Source organism: Polaromonas sp. P4_F6, assembly GCF_056401275.1.
This window is the reverse complement of sequence record NZ_JBFUJQ010000012.1, coordinates 51071-74096: the sequence shown is the minus strand read 5'-3', so window position 1 is coordinate 74096 and position 23026 is coordinate 51071. Positions and strand designations below refer to the sequence as shown.

22 protein-coding genes are annotated in these 23026 nt (G+C 67.2%); 14 read left to right on the top strand and 8 right to left on the bottom strand.

From position 1 onward, the window contains the following. Window positions 1-154: 154 nt before the first annotated feature. The 3 genes from AC1DUN_RS21875 to AC1DUN_RS21865 all read right to left on the bottom strand — a co-directional run bounded on the left by AC1DUN_RS21875 (window position 155) and on the right by AC1DUN_RS21865 (window position 2986). On the bottom strand, window positions 155-793 hold the full coding sequence (locus AC1DUN_RS21875) for a LysE family translocator (protein WP_477715824.1): 639 nt from the start codon (window positions 791-793) through the stop codon (window positions 155-157). A 116-nt stretch (window positions 794-909) separates the two neighbouring features. After that, complete coding sequence (locus tag AC1DUN_RS21870) at window positions 910-1719, bottom strand: DUF4189 domain-containing protein (protein WP_477715823.1); 810 nt, start codon at window positions 1717-1719, stop codon at window positions 910-912. A gap of 139 nt (window positions 1720-1858) precedes the next feature. Next, complete coding sequence (locus tag AC1DUN_RS21865; RefSeq protein WP_477715822.1) at window positions 1859-2986, bottom strand: threonine synthase; 1128 nt, start codon at window positions 2984-2986, stop codon at window positions 1859-1861. Window positions 2987-3182: 196 nt separating this feature from the next. Between AC1DUN_RS21865 and AC1DUN_RS21860 the strand changes: the two genes are divergently transcribed. Both AC1DUN_RS21860 and AC1DUN_RS21855 read left to right on the top strand, forming a co-directional pair. Then, entirely contained in the window at window positions 3183-3836 is a 654-nt protein-coding gene (locus AC1DUN_RS21860; protein WP_477715821.1) for a helix-turn-helix transcriptional regulator, read from the top strand. Window positions 3837-4182: 346 nt separating this feature from the next. Beyond that, a complete protein-coding gene (locus AC1DUN_RS21855; RefSeq protein ID WP_477715820.1) occupies window positions 4183-6282 on the top strand; it encodes a D-(-)-3-hydroxybutyrate oligomer hydrolase in 2100 nt (699 codons plus the stop codon). A gap of 638 nt (window positions 6283-6920) precedes the next feature. Here the strand turns inward: AC1DUN_RS21855 and AC1DUN_RS21850 are convergent. Further along, window positions 6921-7319, bottom strand: coding sequence for a response regulator (locus tag AC1DUN_RS21850; RefSeq protein WP_477715819.1), 399 nt, complete (start codon window positions 7317-7319; stop codon window positions 6921-6923). A 200-nt stretch (window positions 7320-7519) separates the two neighbouring features. Then, window positions 7520-7996 carry an FKBP-type peptidyl-prolyl cis-trans isomerase gene (locus tag AC1DUN_RS21845; RefSeq protein WP_413326419.1) on the bottom strand — a complete coding sequence of 159 codons (477 nt, stop codon included), beginning with the start codon at window positions 7994-7996 and terminating at the stop codon, window positions 7520-7522. Window positions 7997-8182: 186 nt separating this feature from the next. Between AC1DUN_RS21845 and AC1DUN_RS21840 the strand changes: the two genes are divergently transcribed. From AC1DUN_RS21840 to ypfH, 3 genes are all read left to right on the top strand, one after another. Continuing rightward, entirely contained in the window at window positions 8183-8650 is a 468-nt protein-coding gene (locus tag AC1DUN_RS21840) for an Rrf2 family transcriptional regulator (protein ID WP_477715818.1), read from the top strand. Further along, window positions 8640-9569 (top strand): NAD(P)/FAD-dependent oxidoreductase, encoded by a 930-nt coding sequence (locus AC1DUN_RS21835; RefSeq protein WP_477715817.1) that lies wholly within the window; start codon window positions 8640-8642, stop codon window positions 9567-9569. Before AC1DUN_RS21840 ends, AC1DUN_RS21835 begins: the two co-directional genes overlap by 11 nt. Window positions 9570-9661: 92 nt before the next feature. Further along, window positions 9662-10309, top strand: coding sequence for an esterase (ypfH, locus tag AC1DUN_RS21830; protein WP_477715816.1), 648 nt, complete (start codon window positions 9662-9664; stop codon window positions 10307-10309). A 28-nt stretch (window positions 10310-10337) separates the two neighbouring features. Here ypfH and AC1DUN_RS21825 read toward each other — a convergent pair whose 3' ends face one another. After that, complete coding sequence (locus tag AC1DUN_RS21825; RefSeq protein WP_477715815.1) at window positions 10338-11138, bottom strand: sulfurtransferase; 801 nt, start codon at window positions 11136-11138, stop codon at window positions 10338-10340. A gap of 343 nt (window positions 11139-11481) precedes the next feature. On the opposite strand from AC1DUN_RS21825, the gene AC1DUN_RS21820 reads away from it, so the two are divergent. The 9 genes from AC1DUN_RS21820 to AC1DUN_RS21780 all read left to right on the top strand — a co-directional run bounded on the left by AC1DUN_RS21820 (window position 11482) and on the right by AC1DUN_RS21780 (window position 21448). Next, the gene (locus tag AC1DUN_RS21820) at window positions 11482-12561 is read left to right on the top strand and encodes an ABC transporter substrate-binding protein (protein ID WP_477715814.1); all 1080 of its coding nucleotides are present in this window, start codon (window positions 11482-11484) and stop codon (window positions 12559-12561) included. Between the two features lie 4 nt (window positions 12562-12565). After that, complete coding sequence (locus AC1DUN_RS21815) at window positions 12566-13945, top strand: LLM class flavin-dependent oxidoreductase (RefSeq protein WP_477715813.1); 1380 nt, start codon at window positions 12566-12568, stop codon at window positions 13943-13945. Window positions 13946-13969: 24 nt separating this feature from the next. Then, window positions 13970-15067 carry an ABC transporter substrate-binding protein gene (locus tag AC1DUN_RS21810; RefSeq protein ID WP_477715812.1) on the top strand — a complete coding sequence of 366 codons (1098 nt, stop codon included), beginning with the start codon at window positions 13970-13972 and terminating at the stop codon, window positions 15065-15067. Window positions 15068-15078: 11 nt separating this feature from the next. Next, complete coding sequence (locus AC1DUN_RS21805) at window positions 15079-15972, top strand: ABC transporter permease (RefSeq protein WP_477715811.1); 894 nt, start codon at window positions 15079-15081, stop codon at window positions 15970-15972. Between the two features lie 8 nt (window positions 15973-15980). Continuing rightward, window positions 15981-16808 carry an ABC transporter permease gene (locus AC1DUN_RS21800; protein WP_477715810.1) on the top strand — a complete coding sequence of 276 codons (828 nt, stop codon included), beginning with the start codon at window positions 15981-15983 and terminating at the stop codon, window positions 16806-16808. 23 nt (window positions 16809-16831) lie between these two features. Next, on the top strand, window positions 16832-17671 hold the full coding sequence (locus tag AC1DUN_RS21795; protein WP_477715809.1) for an ABC transporter ATP-binding protein: 840 nt from the start codon (window positions 16832-16834) through the stop codon (window positions 17669-17671). A 125-nt stretch (window positions 17672-17796) separates the two neighbouring features. Next, entirely contained in the window at window positions 17797-19071 is a 1275-nt protein-coding gene (locus tag AC1DUN_RS21790; protein ID WP_477715808.1) for a vanadium-dependent haloperoxidase, read from the top strand. 41 nt (window positions 19072-19112) lie between these two features. Then, the gene (locus AC1DUN_RS21785) at window positions 19113-20366 is read left to right on the top strand and encodes a vanadium-dependent haloperoxidase (RefSeq protein ID WP_477715807.1); all 1254 of its coding nucleotides are present in this window, start codon (window positions 19113-19115) and stop codon (window positions 20364-20366) included. A gap of 26 nt (window positions 20367-20392) precedes the next feature. Then, window positions 20393-21448 carry a hypothetical protein gene (locus AC1DUN_RS21780; protein WP_477715806.1) on the top strand — a complete coding sequence of 352 codons (1056 nt, stop codon included), beginning with the start codon at window positions 20393-20395 and terminating at the stop codon, window positions 21446-21448. A gap of 21 nt (window positions 21449-21469) precedes the next feature. On the opposite strand, the gene AC1DUN_RS21775 is transcribed toward AC1DUN_RS21780, so the two are convergent. Continuing rightward, window positions 21470-22138 carry an SPOR domain-containing protein gene (locus AC1DUN_RS21775; protein ID WP_477715805.1) on the bottom strand — a complete coding sequence of 223 codons (669 nt, stop codon included), beginning with the start codon at window positions 22136-22138 and terminating at the stop codon, window positions 21470-21472. Next, window positions 22132-23010: a biotin--[acetyl-CoA-carboxylase] ligase gene (locus AC1DUN_RS21770; RefSeq protein WP_477715804.1), complete on the bottom strand. Its 879-nt coding sequence runs from the start codon at window positions 23008-23010 to the stop codon at window positions 22132-22134. The genes AC1DUN_RS21775 and AC1DUN_RS21770 overlap by 7 nt, the downstream gene beginning before the upstream one ends. Window positions 23011-23026 lie beyond the last annotated feature (16 nt).

The following is a 23026-nucleotide window of genomic DNA, read 5'->3' as shown; positions in this document are numbered from 1 at the left end:
CGGCGGCTCGGCGCCCGGATGGAGGAATTAGGAATTCGCCCGCGAATTTCAAGAGGGGCAAAAGCGCAGTTGCGTTTGCTGGTTGTTGCGGCGGTTTGTTGCGCGTGCGCGACGGCTTTTTTTAAGACTTTTTTCGCAAATCGCGGGGTGGCGTTTAAGGCCGGCGCTCAAACGCCAGCTTGAGTCCCAGCCCGACCAGGATGGCGCCGCTGCTGCGGTACACCCATTTGAGCACCGCGGGCCGGGTACGCAGCCAGCCCGAAAGCCTGCCGGCGCCGTAGCCGACCGGGCCTTTGACGACAAAGGTCAGGATGGCAAAACTCAGGCCCAGCGCAAAGACGGCGAGTGTGGGGTGGCTGGCGCCGGGGGTCACAAACTGCGGCAAAAACGCAAAATAAAAGACTGCGACCTTGGGGTTGGAGACATTGGACAGCGCGCCGTCCAGGAACAACCGGCCCATGGAGCGCGGTACCGCGCCTTCGACCTGCAGCGTGCTGTCCTTGCTGCGCAGCAGGCCTATGCCGATGTAAATCAGGTAAGCGGCGCCCACCAGTTTGAGCGCGACAAACAGCCATTCCGAGGTGCGCAAGATCGCGCCCAGGCCCAGGGTGGCCAGCACGGTGTGGCCTATGAGGCCGACGCTGACACCCGCGGCGGTGGCCACGCCGGCCGCGGAGCCCTGTGCGACGGAGCGTGACATGACCAGCACCATGTCTTGCCCGGGCGTGATGATCACGACCAGCGAGGTGAGGATAAACAGCAGCCAGGAGACTTCGGTTAGCAGCAACAGCATGGCGGTTTCCTTTGGGTGAGTTGCCACTATATCGCTGCGTTGAATTAGAGGCCACCGGCCCCCACCCCACCCTCCCCCAGCGGGGGAGGGAGTGAAACGGGGAACTGCTTAAACGCCTACTTTCGGCTGATTACTACCGCGCCACCCACACCCTTGGAATCCGAGTTATTGCCGCGCAGCAGGTTGTTGCTGCCTATGGTCAGCGTGTAGTTGTCGGCGTTGTAGACGCCTGTGCCCTGCAGGTAGACGGGGTTGCTGCCGTTGATGATGACGCTGTTGCCTTGCACGGTGATGGCCGCATCCTGCTGCACGCGTTTGGCGATACCTTCGGTGTTGACAAAAGCCAGCACCAGCACGCCGCGGTAGCTGCCGTTGCCGGTGCTCTGGATCACGCGCAGGCTGCCGTTGGCGGTGTAGCCGGTGGGCGAGACATAGTCCACCAGCCATTCGCCCAGCATGGCGAAGCCGCCGGCGGCCGGTTTGCTGGTGTTATTGCTGTTGCCGCTGCCCTGGGGTGTGGGCGCTGCCTCGGCCGAGGTCTTGGTGGCATCACAACCCCAGGAGCGCACCTTGCAGCTGGAGCCGCCTCTTTCGCGGCATTCAGACATGGCGCGAGCCTGGGCGTTGGAACTGTTGGCGGCCGTGCCCCAGCCATAGGCGTTGGAGCCCTTGGCCTGGTCGGCGGCATAGGCGCCGCATTGGCCCCCGCCAAAGCGCAGCACCACGGCGCAGTCGCTGCCGCATTCGCGCATGGCGCGCGCGTCGGCCTGGTCGGTGCTGGGGTGGTTAAACGAGAAGCCGTATTTTTCGCCCTGCAGCGAATCGATGGCCAGCGAGCCCGCGGCCATGGCCTGGCCGCCGGCAAACAGAACAAACATGCCCAGCGCCAGCCTGGCGACGAGCGCCTTCAATCCCAAAGTCATCATGGTTCTTTCCCTCCAAGGAAATGGTGTTGTTGTCATTGCCGCGCGGCCTGGGCCCGTGCTGGCATTTGTAGTCCTTTAGTAGACAGGGAAATTATGGGGGGGAATTGGAGTCTGGGGTGGAGGGGTTTTTCCGGGGCCGTTAGCCGCCAAACAGCTCCGTCATGAACTGCGTGGACTTCAGCCCCGTGCCGGTCAGCAGCACCACCGTGGTCTCACTCGCCTTGATCGCCCCCGAGGCCTGCAAGAGCTCCAGCGCCGCGGCAGCCGAGGAACTGGTGGGCTCGGCATACAGGCCCATGCCGGCCAGGCGGCGCACGGCCGCGGCGATCTGCGCTTCTGCCAGCGCCAAGGTGCCGCCGCCCGATTCGCGAATCGCCTTGAGCAGTTCCGGCAGGCGGATAGGCCGCTTGATGGCCGTGCCTTCGGCAATCGTGGGTTTGACGGCGCGCTCCACGGGGCCATCGCTGCCGGCCTTGAAGCTCGCGTCTATGGGCGAGCAGTTGAGCGGCTGGGCCGCAAAGAGTCTGGGCAGCTTGCTGATCTGGCCCGAGGCCAACAGCTCGCTGAAACCGATATGGCAGCCCAGCACATTGCTGCCGGCGCCCGCCGGGATGATGACGTTGTCGGGCGCCTTGAAGCCCAGGTCTTCCCAGAGTTCATAGGCGATGGACTTGGTGCCCTGTAAAAAGAAAGGGTGCCAGTTGTGGCTGGCGTAGAAGATGTTTTCCGACTGGCGAATCGCCTCGTACTCGGACTCCTCGCGTGGGCCCTCGACCAGCTGCACCTCGGCGCCGAAAGCGCGTATCTGCGCGACCTTAGGGCTAGGCGTGTAGCTGGGCGCGAGGATCTTGACCTGCATGCCGGCCGCCGCGCCCGCGGCCGCAATCGCCGCGCCGCCGTTGCCCGAGCTGTCTTCGAGGATGTGGTTGATGCCCAGCTGCTTGAGGAAGGACACCATCACGCTGGCGCCGCGGTCTTTAAAACTGCTGGTGGGGTTAAACCATTCGAGCTTGAACAAGGGCGAAAGCCCGCCCCAAGATTTTTCGACCAGGGGCGTGCAGCCCTCGCCCATGCTGGCGCGGCTGTCTATGGCCAGCGGCAGGGCGGCACGGTAGCGCCAGAGCGAGCGCTCGCGGGTGTCGACGTCGTCACGGCTGATGCCGGGCAGCGCGCTCAGCATCAGCGGGTTGCCGGCGTCGGAGCGCCAGCGGCGGTCAGTCAGCGGGTAGTGTTTGCCGGTGCGGGGGTCTAGGTAGTGGGCTTGCATGGGGGGGCTTTCAGGTGCTTGAAACAAAGTCCAGTTTCTGGATAATATATCCAGTACTAGACAAATCGTCAAACACCTGCTCTCACTCCCTCCCCCGCTGGGGGAGGGCGGGGGTGGGGGGCAGCGACCTGCAAATCCACACACTCGGATACGATGGGCCACCAGACAATTTGTCTGAATTCTGAAAACCACCGCCATGCCCAAAGCACCCGCCAAGCCCCCCCAGCCCGCCAGCAAGCCCAGCAACAAGCACCTGCTCGCCGAGCTGAAAAACATCGCCGAAGGCCTGGGCAAGACCTTTGCGCCCTTTTGCGAGGTGGTGGTGCACGACCTCACGCATCCCAAAAACGCCATCCTCGCGATTGAAAACAATCTGAGCGGCCGGCGCGTGGGCCAGCCCGCGACCGAGCTGGGCCTGGCGCGCATCCAGGACCCGGACTACCCGGCGGTGATCGCCAACTACGCCAACCAGTTCGCCGACGGCCGCAAGGTCAAAAGCACCTCGGTGGGCATACGCAATGAGGAAGGCGACTATGTGGCCGCCATCTGCCTCAATGTGGACCTGACCCTGTTCAACGGCTTCCAGGCCGCGATGGGCCAGTTCACCGCGATTGAAAGCAGCGCCGTGACCGAGACGCTGGACGCGGCGAACGCCGACCGCATCCAGCAGTGCATAGACGACTTCGCCGCCGCGCGCGCCACCACCGCGCGCTCGCTGCGGCCGGCGGACCGCAAGCAGCTGGTGCAGGACCTGAAGAAAGCCGGCTACCTGGAGATACGCCGCGGCGCGGAGATCGCGGCTGCGCACATGGGGGTGTCGCGGGCTACGGTGTATAGCGACGCGAAGTAGGATTCGGCGGCCGCTGGTTTATCCGCAGATTACGCAGATTTACACAGATTAAAGAGAAGAATTTACTCCCGACTTTATCCATCCCATAGGTGGCCACACGACTTTGCATAGTGACATCCCGATGTCTTCATCTGCGTAAATCTGCGTAATCTGTGGATGAATTTCTTGATCGTCAGATTACGCAGATTGAAAACAAGACGTCTGTGGACATGGCTGCACCAAACAGGCCTTGGCGGGGATAGAGGCAAAACCCTTACAAATCAAATCGTCCCCGTCGTGCAAATCACGGCGCTTGACCCGATGATGATGGTCGCGGCAGCAGCCGGACAACACCACGGAGGACGAGATGCAAAACACCATCACCACAGGCCTGGGCCTGCTCACGGCGGCCGCCTTGCTGGCCGGCTGCGGCAGCGGCGCGGGCGAACCCAAGAACACCAAGCCGGCCTTTCTGGGCCCCATCAGCGTCGGTGTGTATGACGGCGGCAATGACGACCTGCTGACCGCGGGCCTGGGCAAGACCGGCTTGGGCGGCGCGGCGCCGCAGCCGGCGGACCCGCTGAAGCCGACGCCGGCCGAGCTGCGGCGCATTGCGATCTACAACAACTACCGCGCCATCCTCGACATCTCGCCGGCCGGCGGCTACGGCACGCTCTACGGCCCGAATGTGGATGCGCGCGGCGTCGTCACCACCGGCGAAGGCAAGATCCCCGGCAGCGAATACATCGCCTACTCTGACGACGGCAGCGGCCGCCACAATGTGACCATGATGGTGCAGGTGCCGGCCAGCTTCAACCCGGCCAGCGCCTGCATCGTCACCGGCACCTCCAGCGGCTCGCGCGGCGTTTACGGCGCGATAGGCTCCTCGGGCGAATGGGGTTTGAAGAACGGCTGCGCCGTGGCCTATACCGACAAGGGCACGGGCAGCGGCATGCACGACCTGCAGAACAACACGGTGCATTTGCAGAACGGCCTGCGCGCCGATGCGGTGGCGGCCGGCATCACTTCCAACTTCACGGCCGCCATCAGCCCGGCCGAGCGCACGGCCTTCAACGCGGCCACGCCGAATCGCTTCGCCGTCAAGCATGCGCATTCGCAGCAGAACTCCGAAAAAGACTGGGGCCGCTTTACCTTGCAGGCGGTGGAGTTTGCCTACTATGTGCTTAACGAGCGTTATGGCGCGCCGGCGCGCGACGGCGTGTCGCGCCTGCGCACGCTGACACCGGCCAACACGATCGTGATCGCCTCCAGCGTGTCCAACGGCGCGGGCGCGGCGCTGGCCGCGGCCGAACTCGACACGCGGGGATTGATCAGCGGCGTGGCGGTCGGCGAGCCGCAGGTGCAGCTGGTGCCCGACAACCGGCTCAGCGTGCGGCACGGCAACGTCACGCTGGCCGGCACCGGCCGGCCGCTGTACGACTACACCACGCTGGCCAATCTGCTGCAGCCCTGCGCCGCGCTGCTCTCGCCCGCCACCAATGTGTTTAACACCATCAACCCGGCGATTGCCGCGAACCGCTGCGCGACGCTCAAGGCCCAGGGCATTGTCAACGGCAACACCCCGGCCGAGCAGGCGGCCGGCGCCATGGCGGTGCTGCAGGCCGCGGGCTGGCAGCCCGAAAGCAATGACCTGCAGGCCTCGCACTATTCATTCGCCACCTTGCCGGTGGCGCTGACCTATGCCAATGCTTATGGCCGTTTCGGCGTGCAGGACAACCTCTGCGGCTACAGCTTTGCCGCCACCGCCCCGGCCACCTCGCCCACACCCAATGTACCGGTGCCGGTGTCCCCCGCCGCGCTGGCGACTTCCTTCGGCACCGGCAACGGCGTGCCGCCCACGGCCGGCGTCAGTATCGTCAACAACCTCAGCGTGGGCGGCCCGCTGCTCGACGCAGCCTCGGTGTCGGCCGGCAATGTGCAGGACTACAACAGCCAGGGCGCGCTGTGCCTGCGCGCCCTGGTGGCCGGCAACAGCCCCGCAAGCCTGCGCGTGCGCGAAGGCATACAGCAGGTGCTGCGCACCGCCAACCTGCAAGGCAAGCCGGCCCTCATCGTGCACGGCCGCTCCGACACCCTGGTGCCGGTGGCACTGACTTCGCGGCCCTACTTCGGCCTCAACAAAATGGCCGAGGGCCAAGCCAGCAAGCTCTCCTACATCGAAGTCACCAACGCCCAGCACTTCGACGCCTTCCTGGGATTTCCGGGCTATGGCGCGCGCCTGGTGCCGCTGCACCGCTATTTCATCCAGGCCATGGACATGATGTATGCGCATTTGAAGAGCGGTGCGCCGCTGCCGGGGAGCCAGGTCGTGCGGACGGTTCAGCGTGGTCAGGTTGGCGGCGTGGCCAACCCGATCACGCTTGCCAACGTACCACCGATCCAGTTGGTGCCCGGTGAGGCGGACCGGATCAGCTTTGCCAATAACGTTGTGACGATTGCTGATTGAAGACTTGGCTGCGCCGGCAGCGTGCCCACTGCATGGGCTTGCTGGCCGGGGGTTGCCCGGCGGCAACTCACTTTTCTTTGCTTCGCCAAAGAAAAGTAAGCAAAAGAAAGGCGACCCTGGTTGCTGCGTCCCTCCGCTTCGCTGCGGGCAACCTGCGGTGCTCGGTCCAGCCGGGGTCTGGCTAAACTCGCTGCGTTTCACTCCGCTCAGACAACGCCAGCCCTGATCCGTCTGGCCCTGCGCTCCTCGGCGCATCCTCAAGGGGTGGGAGAAAAATACCAATACCTAAAACCACAAGGACACGCCATGGCGTGTCCTTGTTTGTATTGGTCTTCTTTGTCTTTTGGTATTCGGTTCCCGATCCCGATTGCCCCGTCCTGGCTGGGCCGAGCAGCGCAGACGGAGGAGGGATAAGGGCTGGCGTTGTCTGAGCGAAGCGCAGCGTAGCGAGTTTAGCCAGACCCCCTCCGCAGTCGAGCAGCGCAGGTTGCCCGCAGCGCAGCGGAGGGACCCAGACTGCGGGTCGCCTTTTCTTTGGTGACTTTCTTTTGGCGAAGCAAAAGAAAGTTACTGGCCGCCGGGCCACTCCCGGCCAGCAGGAGTCAGAGGGGGAGCGCCCCGCTGGAGCAAGACCCGGCTCACTGCGTAGGCGGCAAGACCCCATCGAGGCTGTCAGCGTGCCGCTGACAAAACCTCACCAGCTTCTCCACATCATGCGACTTGTCAAAAATCTCATCCGCCCCGAGCTCACGGCAACGAATCATGAGGTTCTCCTGGTTGTGGCTGGTCAGCACCACGACCTTCTGGCTGGGCTTGCGGCGCTGGCAGTCCTTGAGGACGCCGAAGCCTGAGCCTTCGGTGAGGAACAGGTCGACGATGGCCAGGTCCCAATCCTGGTGAGAGCCTAACCACTGTCGTGCGCCGGTCTCGGAATCAGCATGGCCGACAAAGCGCAGCGGCGCGATTTCTTCCATGGCCTCGACCAGGGTATTGCGTATTTCCGGCTTGTCTTCGACAAGAAACGCGTTGATGACCATGGAGCCCCCGAAGTTAATCCATGAAGTTAGCCGCCATCCCGCGCCCTACCTGTCGTCGGGCTCCTTCGGGATGTGTAGGCTGAGTCCCACTTTAGGACAACGGCCGTCTTTTAGCCGTAACTACGGGTAACGCGGGCAATATTACCGGCCTCCATCCGCCGGCCGGTTGGCTGGCGGCGACCAGTGGCGATTTGTAAATATCAGTGGTGGTGGCCGTGCTCGCCGTGGACGTGGCGGTGGGCGATTTCCTCTTCGGAGGCGGCGCGCACGTCGGTCACCTTGAGGGTAAAGCGCAGGGCCTTGCCGGCCAGCGGGTGGTTGCCGTCCAGCATGACGGTGTCGCCCTTGATCTTGGTGACGTTAAAGACATGCCGGCGGCCGTCCTCGCCGCGGCCCTCGAGCTGGCCGCCGACCTTGACCCCGGGCGGGAACTGCGTGCGCGGGATGGTCTGCACCAGGCTTTCGTCGCGCAGGCCAAAAGCGTCCTGCGGCTCCAGCGCCAGCACGGTCTGGAAGCCCGGCTCCTTGCCGTCCAGCGCTTCTTCGATCTTGGGCAGGGTGTTGCCGTAGCCGCCGTGCAGGTAAACCATGGGCGCGTTGCTTTGCTCAACCAGCTTGCCCTGGGCGTCCGCCACCTTGTAGCTAAGTGTGACGGCGGTGTCTTTTGCGATTTTCATGGTGTTTTTCCGGGTATCCGGGATGCATGTCCCGTGCATAAAAGCGCTGATTTTCGCCCAGCCGGCGCCGGCGGGCCGGACGGCACCGGATTCGGCGGCATTGGCCCCAGGCCGCGTGGGGCTTTGGGGCGTCCCGGCCGGCGCTTGCCGGCCGCATCCCTAGAATCATGCAACATGATAAGTTACATGAAATCCAAAGGCCGGCTTTCGGCCGTGCTGCATGCCCTGCTGCACATGGCCCACCGCGGCGGGCCCATGACTTCGGAGGAACTCGCGGCCTGCCTGCGCACGCACGCGGTGGTGGTGCGGCGCACCATGGCCGGCCTGCGCGAGGCGGGTTTTGTGGTGTCCGAGCGCGGCCACGGCGGCGGCTGGGTGCTGGCGCGCGACCTGGCATCGGTCACCTTGCTTGATGTGCAGATGGCCGTTGGTGATGCCGGCGGCGCGGCGGATGGCGACGGCCCGCATGCCGACGGCTGCGTCATCGAGCAGTCGGTGCAGCGTGCGCTGGCCGGCAGCCTGCGCGAGGCCGAGGCCTTGCTGATGAAGCGCCTGGGCGAGGTCACGCTGGCCGACCTGTCGGCCGACTTCAACCGTGCCATGGCCGCTCATGCGGCGCGCCATCCCTCGCCGGAGGCCCCCCATGCTGCATGACGCCATCATTGTGGGCGGCAGCTTTGCCGGGCTGTCCGCCGCGCTGCAGCTGGCGCGTGCCAGGCGGCAGGTGCTGGTGATAGACGCGGGCCTGCCGCGCAACCGTTTTGCCGCCGAATCGCACGGCGTGCTGGGCCATGACGGCAAGCCGGGCGCGCAGGTCCTGGCCGAGGCCAGGCAGCAGCTGCAGGGCTACCCGACGGTGAAACTCTTCAGCGGCCGCGTGAGCCGCGTGGACAGCGGCGAGACCGGTTTTGTGGTGGAAGCCGATGAGGGCATGCGCTGGTTCACCGGTCGCCGCCTGCTGCTGGCCACCGGCGTGGCCGACGTGCTGCCCGAGATACCCGGGCTGCAGGAACGCTGGGGCAAGACCGTGGTGCACTGCCCTTATTGCCATGGCTATGAAATCGGCGGTGGCGCGGTGGGCGTGCTGGGCGCCGGGCCCATGTCGGTGCACCAGGCGCTGCTGTTTGCCGACTGGGGCGAGGTGACGCTGTTCACGCAAGGCCTGGTGCAGCTGTCGCCCGAAGACAGGGCCTCGCTGGCCGCGCGCAAGGTGAAGGTCGAGGCTTCGCCCATCACCGAATTGCAGGGTGCCGCGCCCGCGCTGGACGGTGTGCTGCTGAAGGACGGCCGCCGGCTGCCGCTCAAGGCGCTGCTGGTGGGCGCCCAGGTGCGCATGGCCTGCCCGCTGGCCGCGGCGCTGGGCTGCGCCTTTGACGACACGCCCATGGGGCCCGTGGTGCGTGTCGATGCCTGGGGCCAGACCAGCGTGGCCGGTGTCTATGCGGGCGGCGACATGGCCCGCGTGCCGCACAGCATCACTTTTGCCTGCGCGAGCGGCGTGGCGGCCGGCATAGGCCTGCATGCCTCGCTGGTGATGCAGGACGCGCACAGCGGCGAAACGGCCCCGGCATAGCGGGCTCGGCTAAAGTGGTTGAAAGCCGCCGCGAAGGCCCCAAGTGCCTTTTTTCAGCCCCTTTTCAGCCTCTTTAACCGCCCTGCCCCGCCATGAATCCCCTGGACACCGTCACCATTGAACTGCTGCCTGCCGGCGCCACACCGCGCCAGCTGTTTGTGCTGCTGCACGACGCGGGCGGCTCGGCCGCCGACATGCTGGAGCTGGGCAATCTGCTGGGCGGCGCTTTTCCAGAGGCCGCCGTGCTGATCCCCGAAGGCCTGACGGGCCCGCATGCCGATGCGGCCGGTGCCGCCGCGGCTGGCCTGGACGATGCGGCAGCCCTGGCCGCGCGCGTGGAAGTGCTGGCCGCCTATTTGCGCGCGCAGCAGCAGCGCTTTGAGGTGCTGCAGTCGGACACCGCGCTGGCCGGCTTTGGCGCGGGCGCCAGCCTGGCGCTGGCGCTCAGCGATGCGCATGACGGCCTGGCGGGCCGCCTGCTGTCCTTTGGCGGCGGCTACCAGGTCTGGCCGGCCCGCGCGCCCGCGCTGACCACCCTGCATTTGCTGCACGGCCAGAACGACGAGATCGTGCCGCTGGCGCGCACACGCAGCGACTTTGACCACCTGATGGAGCTGGGCGCCGACGCAACCCTGGACGTGGCCCGCTCGCTGGGCCATGAGCTGCATCCGGCGCTGATGGACCAGGCGGTGACGCGGCTACAGACTTGCGTGCCGCTGCGGGCTTGGAAAGCGGTGTAGCAGCCCTGCTTGCCGCCCGTCGCGCGGCTCAGGGCCTGACGACGCTGCAGCTGTCGTCCTTGGCCCAATCCGAAAAGCTGAGGTAATAGGCCGACACATCCGGCAGCCCGGCCTGCACCGCGGCCAGCGCCGCCAGGGCCGCGCGGCCGCCGGCGTCGCAGTGGGTGACCAGCGGCCGGTCCGCGTCCAGTCCGGCCTGCGTGAACTGCTCGCGTAATTCCCCGGCGGACTTGAGCCGGCCCCGCCCACCCAGCAGGCCGGCGTGCGGCAGCGAGCGCGCGCCGGGAAGGTGGCCGCCGCGGGTGTTGGCGCGCAGGTCTTCGCCGCGGTACTCGGCCGCTGTGCGCACGTCCAGCACCTGCACCTGGCCGCCCAGTTGCCGCTTGAGCGCGTCACGGCCGGCCAGCCCGGCGGCCGGCAGGTGGCCCGCGGGCCTTGCATAGCGCGCGGCCGCGGGCTCGTGCGTTTGCCGCGAAAGCACGAAGCCCGCCAGCCGCAGCGCCTCGGGCCAGCCGCCGTCCAGCACCCGCACGGCCACACCGTGCCACTGCAGGATGAACCAGGCGCGCGCGGCTTCGGTCATGCGGCCGTCGTCATATACCAGCACCTCGCGCGTGCCGTCTATCCCGAGCGCGCCTATGGCCGCTTCCCAGGCTTCGGTGCGTTCCAGCGCGCCTTCATCCGACCTGGCCAATGCTTCCCAGGAACGGATGTCCAGCCAGTACGCGCCCGGCCAGTGCCCTGCTTCGTAGGCGGCCTTGTCGCGCACGTCCAGCACATAAAACTGCGGCGAGGCCAAAGCGCGTTCCGCGCTGATGACGTGGGACATGGGACGCTCCTGGGGCGGTGAAGTATTGGGATGGTGAAGACGCGAAGTGTCCCCTGCTTCAGGCGTGCGCGCGGAATTTTTTCCGCATGTGCTTATGCGCCTGCCCGCGTTCCCCGCATGCGTGCGCCGCATGTGCTGCGCGGGAAAAGTTTTCTACATATCTTTAGGCGATCTTGGTCGTTGTACGGCGCGGGGGCGGCCGCTAACCTGCATGCACTGCCTGAGCGCAAGCGGGCATTTTTTGAAAGCCGGTACCCGTCAAGGCACCGAAACATGGGGTGGTCGTGTCTCCTGGGGATTGGGAGGTGCTGGGTACCGGCTTTTCTTTCAAGGGGAACAGGACATGGACATCCAACGCAGACAACTTCTTCAAGGCCTGGGTGCCGGCGCCCTGCTGGCCGGCGGTGCCGCGGCGCGGGCGCAGGCAGTGCCGCCCACCGTGATCCGCTTCGGCGTGGCGCAGCCGGCCATAGGCAACCCGCCGGGCTTTTACGGCAGCTCGGTCTCCATCGCGCATGCCAAGGGCTGGATAGAGGACGAGTTCAAAAAAGACAACATCAAGATCGAGTGGTTCTTCTTCAAGGGCGCGGGCCCGGCCGTCAATGAGGCGCTGACCAACCGCCAGCTCGACTTCGCCTTCCAGGGCGACCTGCCGGCAATCGTGGGCCGGGCCGCGGGCTTGAAGACGCGGCTGGTGCTGGCCACCGGCGTGCGCTCCAACATCTACCTGGCGGCGCCGCCCGATTCGCCCATCCAGTCGGTCAAGGATTTGCGCGGCAAGCGCGTGGCCATCTTCAAGGGCACGAATGCGCAGCTGCCCATCAACCGCCTGCTCGAGGCCCACGGCCTCAGCGAGAAAGACGTCAAGCTGATCAACCTGGACACCGCCACGTCCAAGGCGGCGCTGGTGACCAAGGACATCGACGCCGCCTTCGGCGGGCTGGACCTGATCCAGCTGCGCCTGAACGGCACGGCCAAAATCGTTTACAGCAGCAAGGGCGACTCGCCCATCTTCACGCGCCAGGGCCATGTGCTGGTGACCGACGAGTTCGCCGAAAAATTCCCCGAACTGACCACGCGCGTGGCCAAGGCGGTGGTGCGCACCGCGCGCTGGGCCTCGGACGACCTGAATCGCGACGAGGTGTTCCGCATCTGGGCGCGCACCGGTTTCCCGTACGAGGTATGGAAGGAGGACTACGAGGGCGAGCCGCTACGCATACGCTTCAACCCGCAGTTCGATCCCTTCCTGACCGCCCGCTACCGCGATGCGGTGGAGCAGGCCTACAAGTTCAAGCTGACCCGCGCGAAATTCGACGCGGACAAATGGATAGACCGCCGCTTCCTCAACGCGGCGCTGCGCGAACTCAAGCTTGAAAACTACTGGCCGGTGTTCGAGGCCAACGGAAAAATCCTCGGAGCCTGACACCATGAGCAACACCACCAAGCCGGACACCAAGCGGCAGATTCGCCTCAACGCCTTCCTGATGGCCACCGGCCACCACGTCGCCGCCTGGCGCCACCCGGGCGTGCCCGCCGATGCGGCGCTGAGTTTTGAGAGCTACAAAAAACTCGCCCAGACGGCGGAGGCCGCGAAGTTTGACGCGGTCTTCCTGGCCGACAGCGTGGGCATACGCGACGCGGCGACCTCGCGCACCCTGCACCGCACGGCGCGTGTGGCCGGCTTCGAGCCGCTCACCCTGCTGTCGGCGCTGTCGGCCGTGACCAGCAAGCTGGGCCTGATCGCCACCGTGTCCACCACCTACAACGAGCCCTATACCGTGGCGCGCAAGTTCGCCTCGCTGGACCACCTGAGCGCTGGGCGCGCCGGCTGGAACGTGGTGACCTCGTCCAACGAGGCCGAAGCGCTCAATTTCAACCTCGACAGGCATCCCGAGCATGCGCTGCGCTACGACCGCGCCGGCGAGTTCGTTGACGTGGCGACCGGCCTGTGGGACAGCTGGGAGGACGACGCTTTCCTGCGCGACAAGAAAAGCGGCGAGTACTTCGACGCGGCCAAACTGCATGTGCTCAACCACAAGGGCAAACACTTCCAGGTGCGCGGCCCGCTCAATGTGGCGCGCGCGCCGCAGGGCTATCCGGTCATCGTGCAGGCGGGCTCGTCCGAGCCCGGGCAGGAGCTGGCCGCGCGCACGGCCGAGGTCATCTTCACCGCCCAGCAGTCGCTGGCCGGCGCGCAGGCCTTTTATGCGGGCTTGAAAGCGCGGCTGGCCAAATACGGCCGCCGGCCGGATGACCTCAAGATCCTGCCGGGCGTGTTCGCCGTGGTGGGCGACAGCGAGGCCCATGCGAAAGAAAAATTCGAACAGCTGCAGGAACTGATCCATCCCGACGTCGGTGTCTCGCTGCTGTCCACGGTGATAGGCGGCGTGGACCTGTCGGCCTACCCGGTGGACGGCCCGCTGCCCGACGACCTGCCGGAACCCAACGGCCCCAAGAGCCGCTTCAGGCTGGTGACCGAGCTCGCGAGGACCGAGAAGCTCACGATACGCCAGCTCTACCAGCGCATAGGCACGGCGCGCGGCCACTGGTCGATTTACGGCACGGCCTCGCAGGTTGCCGACCAGCTGCAGGAATGGTTTGAAAACGGCGCGGCCGACGGCTTCAACGTGATGCCGCCCTGGCTGCCGGGCGGGCTGGAGGATTTCGCCAACCATGTCGTGCCGGAACTGCAGCGGCGAGGCTTGTTCCGCACCGAGTACGAGGGCAGCACCTTGCGCGAAAACCTGGGCCTGCCGCGCCCCGCCAACCGCTACACGCAGGCCGCCTCGGCGCTGGCCGCGGCCTGAGTTCTTTTGAGAAGTGCACGCACCATGAATTTCCCATTGACCCCGGCTCGCCGCGGCTGGCTGCGCAGCGCGGCCGGCGCTGCGCTGGGCGCTGGCCTGGCCATGGCCTCGCTGGGCGCCCGCGCGCAGAAGCTGGAGGTGATCCGCTTCGGTGTTTCGGCCGCGCCCGTGGGCAACCCGCCGGTCTCGGCCGGCAATGCCGGCTCCATCGCGCACTGGAAGGGCTGGCTGGACGAGGAATTCAGGAAAGACGGCGTGCGCATCGAGTGGTTTTTCTTCCGCGGCGCCGGCCCGGCGGTCAACGAGGCCTTGATCAACCGGCAGCTGGACTTCGCCTTCCAGGGCGATCTGCCGGCCATCCTGGCGCGCGCCAGCGGCCTGAAGACGCGTTTGCTGATGTCCTCGGGAAGCCGCAACAACCTGTATGTGGCGGTGCCGCCCGACTCGCCCCTGCGCAGCATCGCCCAGCTGCGCGGCCAGCGGGTGGCGCTGTTCAAGGGCACCAGCGGCCAGCTGCCGACAAACCGCCTGCTCGAGAAAAACGGCCTCGCCGAAAAAGACCTCAAGGCCTACAACCTCGACTACGCAAGCATGCAGACCGCGCTGGCCACGCGCGATATCGACGCGGCCTTCGGCGGCATCGAGTTGCTCAGGCTGCGCGAGCAGGGCGTGGCGAAAATCCTCTACACCAGCCGCGACGACTCGCCCATCTTCACGCGGCAAAACCATGTGCTGGTGACCGAGGACTTCGACAAGGCCAGGCCCGAGACGGTGCAGCGCGTGGTCGACGTGCTGGTCAAAAGCGCGCGCTGGGGCTCGGATGAAAACAACCGCGAGGACGTGCTGCGCCAGTGGAGCAAGGCCGGCACGCCTTATGAAGCCTGGCGCGAGGACCTGCTGGGCCAGCCGCTCAAGGTGCGGCTGGCGCCGGAGTTCGACCCGCTGCTGGTCTGGCTCTACAAGGACGCTTCGCGCCAGCTCGTGAAATACAAGCTCGCGCGCCGCGAGGTCGACGTGGACGGCTGGATAGGGCGCGGCTACCTGAAGCGTGCGCTCCAGGCGCAAAAACTCGAAAACTTCTGGCCCCGGCTCGACCCGCAGGGCCGGCAGACCCTGGCGTGAGGACCCAGGCCATGCCCCAAAGCAGCATCACCGCATTGCGCCTGGCACCGGCCGAAGGCGGCCAGGCCCCGGCCGTGCAACCCTCGGCTGCGCCCCGCCCCGGCCGTCCCGCCAGCGGCGGCTCCCGGCCGCCCCCGGCCTGGCGCGGCCATGGGCTGCGCGTGCTGCTGGCCTGGCCGGTGCCGCTGGCCGTGCTGCTGCTGTGGTGGCTGGCGGCCCGCTACGAATGGGTGGCGCCCCAGGTGTTGCCCGCGCCCCAGGTGGTGGCCGCGACCTTTGCCGAGCTGTTCAACAGCGGCGAGCTGGCGGACAACCTGCGCATCAGCCTGTGGCGCGTGCTGGCCGGTTTCGGTGTGGGCGCGGCGGGTGGTTTGCTGCTGGGCGTGGCCATGGGGCTGTCGCCCACCTTCAAGGATTACGTCTATCCGCTGTTCAAGGCCTTCAGCCAGGTGCCGGTGCTGGGCTGGCTGCCGCTGCTCATGCTGCTGGTGGGGATTGACGAGGCGCTCAAGGTCATCCTGATCTCCAAGGCCGCGCTGGTGCCGATTGCGCTGAACACCTACAAGGGCATACAGAACGTGCCCTCGCAGTATGTGGAGGTGGCCAGGGTGTTTGGCTTCACGCGCTGGCAGATGCTGCGCAAGGTGGTGTTCCCGGCCGCGCTCGCGCCGATCTGGAACGGCATACGCTACGGCCTCACGCACGCCTGGCTGGCCCTGGTGGTGGTGGAGCTGCTGGCCTCTTCGGAAGGACTGGGCTTCATGATTGTCTACGGCCGCCAGTTGTTCCAGCTCGACGTGGTGATGGCGGCCGTGGTGGTGGTGGGCCTGGTCGGCTTTGTGCTCGACAAGCTGCTGGCGCTGGTTGAGTCGCGCCTGTTGCGTTGGCGCCGCGTGGGGCTGTGAGGAGCGATATGGCAGACGCATCTTCCTCTTCCAATGCAGTGCCCGCGGCAGCGCGTCGCAGCCACTTTGTGCCGCGCGCCCTGCGCGGCTGGGTGCTGCCGCTGTTGCTGCTGGCCCTGTGGTGGGCCGCGGTGCGCTTTGGCTGGTCGCGCTCGCCGCTGCTGGTGCCGGTGGAAAAAGTCTGGGCCACGGCGCTGGACCAGGCCGTCACCGGCCAGCTTTGGGACGCGCTGCGCGCCAGCCTGTGGCGCGACCTCGCCGGCTTTGCCATAGGCGCCAGCGCGGGCCTGGTGTTCGGCACGGCGCTGGGCCTGTCGCGCCTGTTTGAAAACCTCGTGGGGCCGAGCTTTCACACGCTCAAGCAGATCTCGCTGTTCGCCTGGATACCGCTGATCTCGGTGTGGTTCGGCCTGGGCGACGCGGCCAAGGTGGCTTTTCTGTCGCTGGCGGCCTTCTTCCCGGTGGTGCTCAACACCTTTGAAGGCATACGCAGCGTGCCGCGCGAGTTCATCGAGGTGGCGCGCGTGTTCGAGTTTTCGCGCTGGCAGCTGCTGCGCCGCGTGGTGCTGCCCTCGGCCTCGCCCTCGATTTTTGCCGGCATCCACCTGGGCCTGATTTACGCCTGGCTGGCCACGCTGGGCGCCGAGTACCTGCTGGTGGCCGGCAAGGGCATAGGCAACACCATGATCGACGGGCGCGAGCATTTCTGGATGGACCTGGTGCTGTTCGGCGTGATCGTGGTCGGCCTGGTGGGTTTCACGCTCAACTGGATTGCCAGCCGCATCGAGGCCAGGCTGCTGGCCTGGCGCGGCCGCTCGGTGGCCCGGTTTCAGTAACGCATCAAGAAGAGGAAATATCCATGGCCCACGCGGGAACCCTGGCGCTGAAAAATTTAAGCAAGCAATACGAGGTCAAGGGCGACAGGCTGGAAGTGCTCAAGGACATCACGCTGACGATTGCGCCCGGCGAGTTCGTCAGCATCGTGGGCTCCAGCGGCTGCGGCAAGTCCACCCTGCTGCGGCTGGTGATAGGCCTGGAGGAGGACTACCAGGGCGAAATCCTGCTGGACGGCCGGCGCATCGCGGGCACCAGCCTGAACCGCGGCATCGTGTTCCAGGAGCACCGGCTTTTCCCCTGGCTCACCGTGGAGCAGAACATCGCGCTGGGGCTGCAGAACTCGGACCTGACCGAAGGCCAGAAGCGCATGACGGTGCGCGAGCATGTGGAACTCGTGGGCCTCAAGGGCTTTGAGAAAGCCCACCCTTACCAGCTCTCGGGCGGCATGTCGCAGCGCGTGGCGATCGCACGGGCGCTGGTGAACCGGCCCGAAATCCTGCTGCTCGACGAGCCCTTCGGCGCGCTGGACGCGCTCACGCGCGCCCACCTGCAGCAGGAGCTGCACCGCATCTGGCAGCGCGAGGGCATCACCATGGTGCTGGTGACCCACGACGTGGAAGAAGCCATCTACCTGGGCGACAAGGTGGTGGTGATGGAGCCGCGCCCGGGCCGCATACGCCGCATCGTGCCGGTGCCGCTGGCGCACCCGCGCGACCGCGCCGGCTTCAGCTTCGCGGGCGTCAAGGACAGCGTGCTGCGCGAGTTTGCCGGCCATCCGGCGGCCGACCTGATAGAGCGCCCCCTGCGCGAAGGCCCGGGGAGCGGGGGCGGCCTGCCGGCCGGCATCGCCTTCGCGTTTTGAGAGCCGCCATGCGCCGCACGCCAACCCCCTTCCCCCAACAGCCGGCCGCCGCATCCATGCTGCGCCGCCGATGTTGACGGCCGCGCCCGGCCGTTTCTTTCCTTTTTTATCCAGACAACACATCCATGAACACACCTCTTTTGCCAGGTGTGCGGGGCGCGCTGCGTGCGCTCGGGCACATCACCTTTTCCCTCTCATCCCTGCTGCTGGCGGGCGGCGCGGCGCATGCCGACGTCGTCACCGACTGGTATGCCACCGCCTCCGCGGTCACGGCCGCCAACAACCCCGGCGGCGTGTTCGTGCCGCGCAGCCTGGCCCTGGTGCACCTGGCCATCCACGACGCGGTCAACGCGGTGGACCGGCGTTACGAGCCTTATGCGGTGGACACGCGCGCGCCGGCCGGCAGCTCGGTCGAGGCCGCCGCCGCGGGCGCCGCGCACGGTGCGCTGGTGGCGCTGTACCCGGTGCAAAAAGCCTTTCTCGACAATGCGCTCAAGGCCTCGCTGGCCAAGCTGCCGGAAGGGCCGGGCAAGGCGCAGGGCGCCGAGTTCGGCCGCGGCGTCGGCGAGAAGCTGGTGGTGCTGCGCAAGGACGACGGCTCGGCCACCGACGTGGCTTACACCCCCTTGGGCACGCCCGGCGCCTGGAAGCCCACGCCGCCCGCGCCCGGTCCGCTGAGCATCGCGCGCTGGCCTGGCGTCAAGCCGCTGTTCCTCAAGTCGGGCGACCAGTTCAAGGCGCCGCCGCCGCTGGACCCCAGGAGCGAAGCCTATGCGCGCGAGGTCAACGAGGTCAAACGCCTGGGCGGCGTCAACAGCACCGAGCGCACCGCCGACCAGACCGCGCTGGCGATCTTCTGGGTCGCGCCGACCTGGCACCCCTACCTCGCGGTGCTCAAGCAGGAGGCCGAGCGCAAAAACCTCAGCGTGCACGACAACGCGCGGCTGTATGCGCTGCTCAACGGCATCAGCCTGGACACCTACATCGCGGGTTACGGCGTCAAGCTGGTCTACAACCAGCAGCGCCCCATCACCGCGATCCGCGAGGCCGCCACGCTGGGCAACCCCGGCATCCAGGCGGCGCCCGACTGGCTGCCGCTGGTGCAGACGCCGCAGCACCCCGACTACGTGTCGGGTCACGCCATCCAGGCCGGCGGCTATGAACGCGTGCTGCAAAAGCTGCTGGGCGGCGACCAGCTGTCGGCGCCCGCGGCGGCCGAATGGCCGGCCGGCACGGTGCGGCGCGTCTACACGCGCTGGTCCGAACTGACCCGGGAAGACAACGACGCCCGCATCTTCGGCGGCATCCACACGCGCTCGGCCACCAATGCCGGCGACGCGCTGGGCTACCAGATCGGCGAGTACGTGGCCGCCAACCTGCTGCGGCCGGTGGCGCGCTGAGCCGCTTTTTCAAAAACCTCCTTCAAGGAAACGAGCACTTCATGAAAAAAAGATACTTCCTCGCAACCCTGGCCCGGCTGTCGCTGGCGGTGCTGGCCGTGGCGGCCGCCTGGCCCTCGCGCGCTGACGTGGTGACCGACTGGAACCAGACCGCCATCAAGACCGTGCAGGAAAACCCGCCCGGCGGCCTCACCAGCATCCGCAATCTGGCGATTGTTCACCTGGCGGTGCATGACGCCGTCAATGCCGCCCAGCCGCGCTACCAGCCCTATTTGAAGGACCTGGCGGCAGCGCCGGGCGCATCGCCCGAGGCCGCGGCCCTGGCGGCGGCGCACGGCGTGCTGGCGGGCCTGTACCCGGGGCAGAAGGCGGTGCTGGACGCGGCCCTGGGCCGCGACCTCGCCAAAATCGCCGAAGGCGACGCCAAGGCGCGCGGCACGCAGCTGGGCCAGCAGGCGGCCCAGCGCCACCTGGCGGCACGCCAGGGCGACGGCGTGGAGGCCAAGGCCGAGTACCTGGCCCCGCAAATTCCGCAGGCCTGGAAGCCGACCTTCCCGGCCTACCTGCCGGCCTTGCTGCCGCAATTCGGCCAGGTGAGAACCTTTTTTGCCAGGGACGCGTTGCAGTTCGACCCGGGCGCGCCGGTGCCGCCCTCGAGCAAACAGTTTGTCGAGGAGTTCAACGAGGTCAAGCGCCTGGGCGGCAAGAACAGCACGGAGCGCACGCCCGACCAGACCGCGGTCGCGGTTTTCTGGACGGCGCCCAGCTATGTGGTGTTCAGCGCGGTCGCGCGCCAGCTCAGCGAGGCGCGCAAGCTCGACCTGCACGACAACGCCCGGCTGTTCGCGCTGCTCAACGGCGCGACGGCCGATGCCTATATCTCGGGCTGGGCCGTCAAGTACAAATACCCGACGGCGCGGCCCATCACCCTGATCCGCGAAGCCGACAGGCTTGGCAACCCGGAACTCAAGGCCGACCCGGCCTGGGAGCCGGTGCTGGTCACGCCCAACCACCCCGACTACATCTCGGGCCACTCGATCTATGCCGGCGCCGCCGAGAAGGTGCTGCAGGGCGTGTTCGCCACCGACGCGATCCCGCCGGTCAGCGTCACCTACCCCGCCAACGGCATCACGCGGCGCTACAGCCGGATTTCGGAGATCGCCGAGGAGAACGACAACGGCCGCGTCTGGGGCGGCATCCACACACGCCAGACCGTGGGCCGCGGCGGCGCCGACCAGGGCCGCAAGCTCGGCGATTACGCGGTCAGGAACTGGCTGCTGGCGGGCAAGAGCTGATGGCGTTCCCTTTGACGGCATTCACCATGAGAAAACCCTTGATTTCCCGGTTCAGACGCGGCGCGGCGTTTGCCCTGCTTGCCGGGTTGGCCTGCGCGAGGGTGTGGGCCGCGCCTTCCGTCGCCGAACGGCAGGCCGTGGAAAACCTGGCGGCCCGGATCGCCGCCGAGCTGCGCGCGGTCTGCCCCATTGCCGACCCAGCCGGCCAGGCCGCTTTTGACCGCTGCCGGCAGGCGCTGTTCGGCGATTCCCGGCTGCGGCAAAGCCTGCCGCCGGTGCTGCTCTGGGGCCGCCAGGCCAAGGATCCGGCCACGCCGCTCAAGGAGACCTCGCTGACGCAGTTCGCGCCCGAGGTCTGGGTGGGCCTGTATGCGCCGGTCTTCATGTTCGACGGCAGCCACCAGGTCAGCTGGGTGGAGCGCGAACAGCTCTACCAGGTCAGGCTGGGCGCGACCTTTCGCAACCGGCTCGCGCCGGGCCAGTTCCCCTACCCCTTCTGGCATGACGCGGCCAAGTGGGGCGCTTATGAGAACGCCAACGCGCTGCTGCTGTGGGTGGCGCCCGGGGCGGACAAGGTCAAGGTCGCGCAGTTCTCGTGGCAGGACGGCCCTTTGGCCGGCATCCAGGTCACGCCGGTGGCGCACGGCAAGTTCGACGGCCAGTGGCTGTGGACGGACAGCCAGGGGCAGACGCAGCCCGCGGTGACCTTGTTTGACGGCTTGTTTTCAGCGCAGAACCCTTACAAGCGCCAGCTCGAAAAAGACTACCGCGCGCTGGCCGTGAGCCTGCGCGACGGGCAATGCCTGTCCTGCCACGTGCCCAACAACCCCGACAAGATGAAGCGCCTGGTGCTGCTGCAGACGCCGGCGCATGCGGCCGGCGAGATTTCGCGCATCCTCAAAAGCGTGCGCAACGACCGCATGCCGCTGGACGAAGCCGGCATCGAGAAGGCGCTGGATCCGCAGCTCAAGAAAAACCTGCTGGAGCTGGGCGCGGTGTTCGAGAAAACCGTGGAATCGGCGCGCCGCTGGGAATCGGATTCGGCGCTGGCCCTGGGCAAGGCCCCGCCGGCTGTGAAATAGGGGTGCCGCGGTCGGCCGGGCTCAGGAGCAGGACTGCAGGGGCTTGCCCGCCAGCTGCGGCTTGAGCGCCTCGAGCTTGGCCTTGAGCGCCGCATCGGCGGCCGGCAGCTTGAGCAGCTGGCCGCGCGATTCGGGCCGCTCCAGCACCACCTTGGCGGTGCGCACGCCGCGCGTGGCGACCTTGGCCAGCTCGCGTTCGGCATCGGCCTGGGAGGTGTAGTGGCCCAGTGACAGGCCGGGCCCCAGCGCGGGATTGACCAGGGCTTCAAAGGACACGCCCATGCCGCGCAGCTCGCTGCGTTTTTTGTTGAGGGCGTCCTCGTTGCCGTACTTGCCCATGTAGACGATCCAGCGGCCCGGCTCCACGCCGCTTTCCAGCGTCCAGCTGCCTATGGGGAAGCTGCTTTCAAGGCCGGCGCGCAGCGCGCTGCTTTGTTCGGGGCTGAAGAGGCCGGCCTGCAGGCATTCGGGGGCGGGCTGCGCCGCGGGCGCGGGGCTGGGCTCGCTTTCGATCTGGCGCGCCTCGGCGCTTGTGAGCAGCCGCATGGCCTCGGGCCGGATCTGCTGGCCCAGGCGCTGCGGCTCGGCCTGGACGGCCGGGGCAAAACCGTAGTCGGCCAGCAGGCCTTGCGTCCAGGCGAAGTAGCCGGCATTGGCCAGCAGCAGGGCCAGCACCAGCAGCCTCAGCATGGGCGCGCGCCTTGCGGGTGGTGGGCCGCCACGGGCCGCACGCTGACTTCGGAACTGGTGATTTCTTTCATGCCAGCCGCAGTATGCACCAGCAGCGCGCCGTTTTCGGCGACGCCGTGGGCCGTGCCGGTGGTGCCGTCGGACAGCTGCACGGCCCGGCCCGCGAGCACGTCGCGCGCCGCGAAACGCGCCTGGAAGGGCGCGAAACCGAAGCGCTCAAAGGCCTGCACCGCCTGCACCAGCGGCGGGACAACGCGCAGCAGCGTGGCCGGCGCGTCCAGTCCCGGCAGCAACTCCTGCAGGCCGCCTGGCGGGACGCTGGGCAGGGCCGACGCGGGCAGCGCCGGATCGAGCGCCACCGCGCGGATGTTGATGCCGATGCCGATCACCACATAGCGCAGGCCTTCCCAGCTGGCGGTTTCGACCAGGATGCCGGCCAGCTTGCGCTCGCCGTCGGGTGTGGACAGCCACAGGTCGTTGGGCCATTTCAGCCCGATGCGGGGTTTGCCACCGCCGCCCGCTGCCAGGGGCTCCAGGCTGTCGGCCACGCTGACGCCGGCCACCAGCGACAGGCCCGACCAGTCGGTGGGCGCCAGCGGCAGGCCCAGGGAAAACATCAGGCTGTCGCCGCGCCGGCTTTGCCACTGCCGGCCCAGGCGGCCGCGCCCGGCGGTCTGCTGCTCGGCGACCAGCAGCAATGGCTCGGGACGGGGTTCTACCGTGGGGCTGCCGCGGAAGCGGCGCATGAGTTCGGTGTTGCTGGAATCGATCTCGGGCAGCACCTCGACCGTGAAGCCCGGCAGCGAGGGCGCCAGGGCCTCCCAGAGGGCCTCGGCGGGCCAGCGGATGGGGGTTGGTGAGGGGATGCTCATGAAAAGCTCAGGGAGG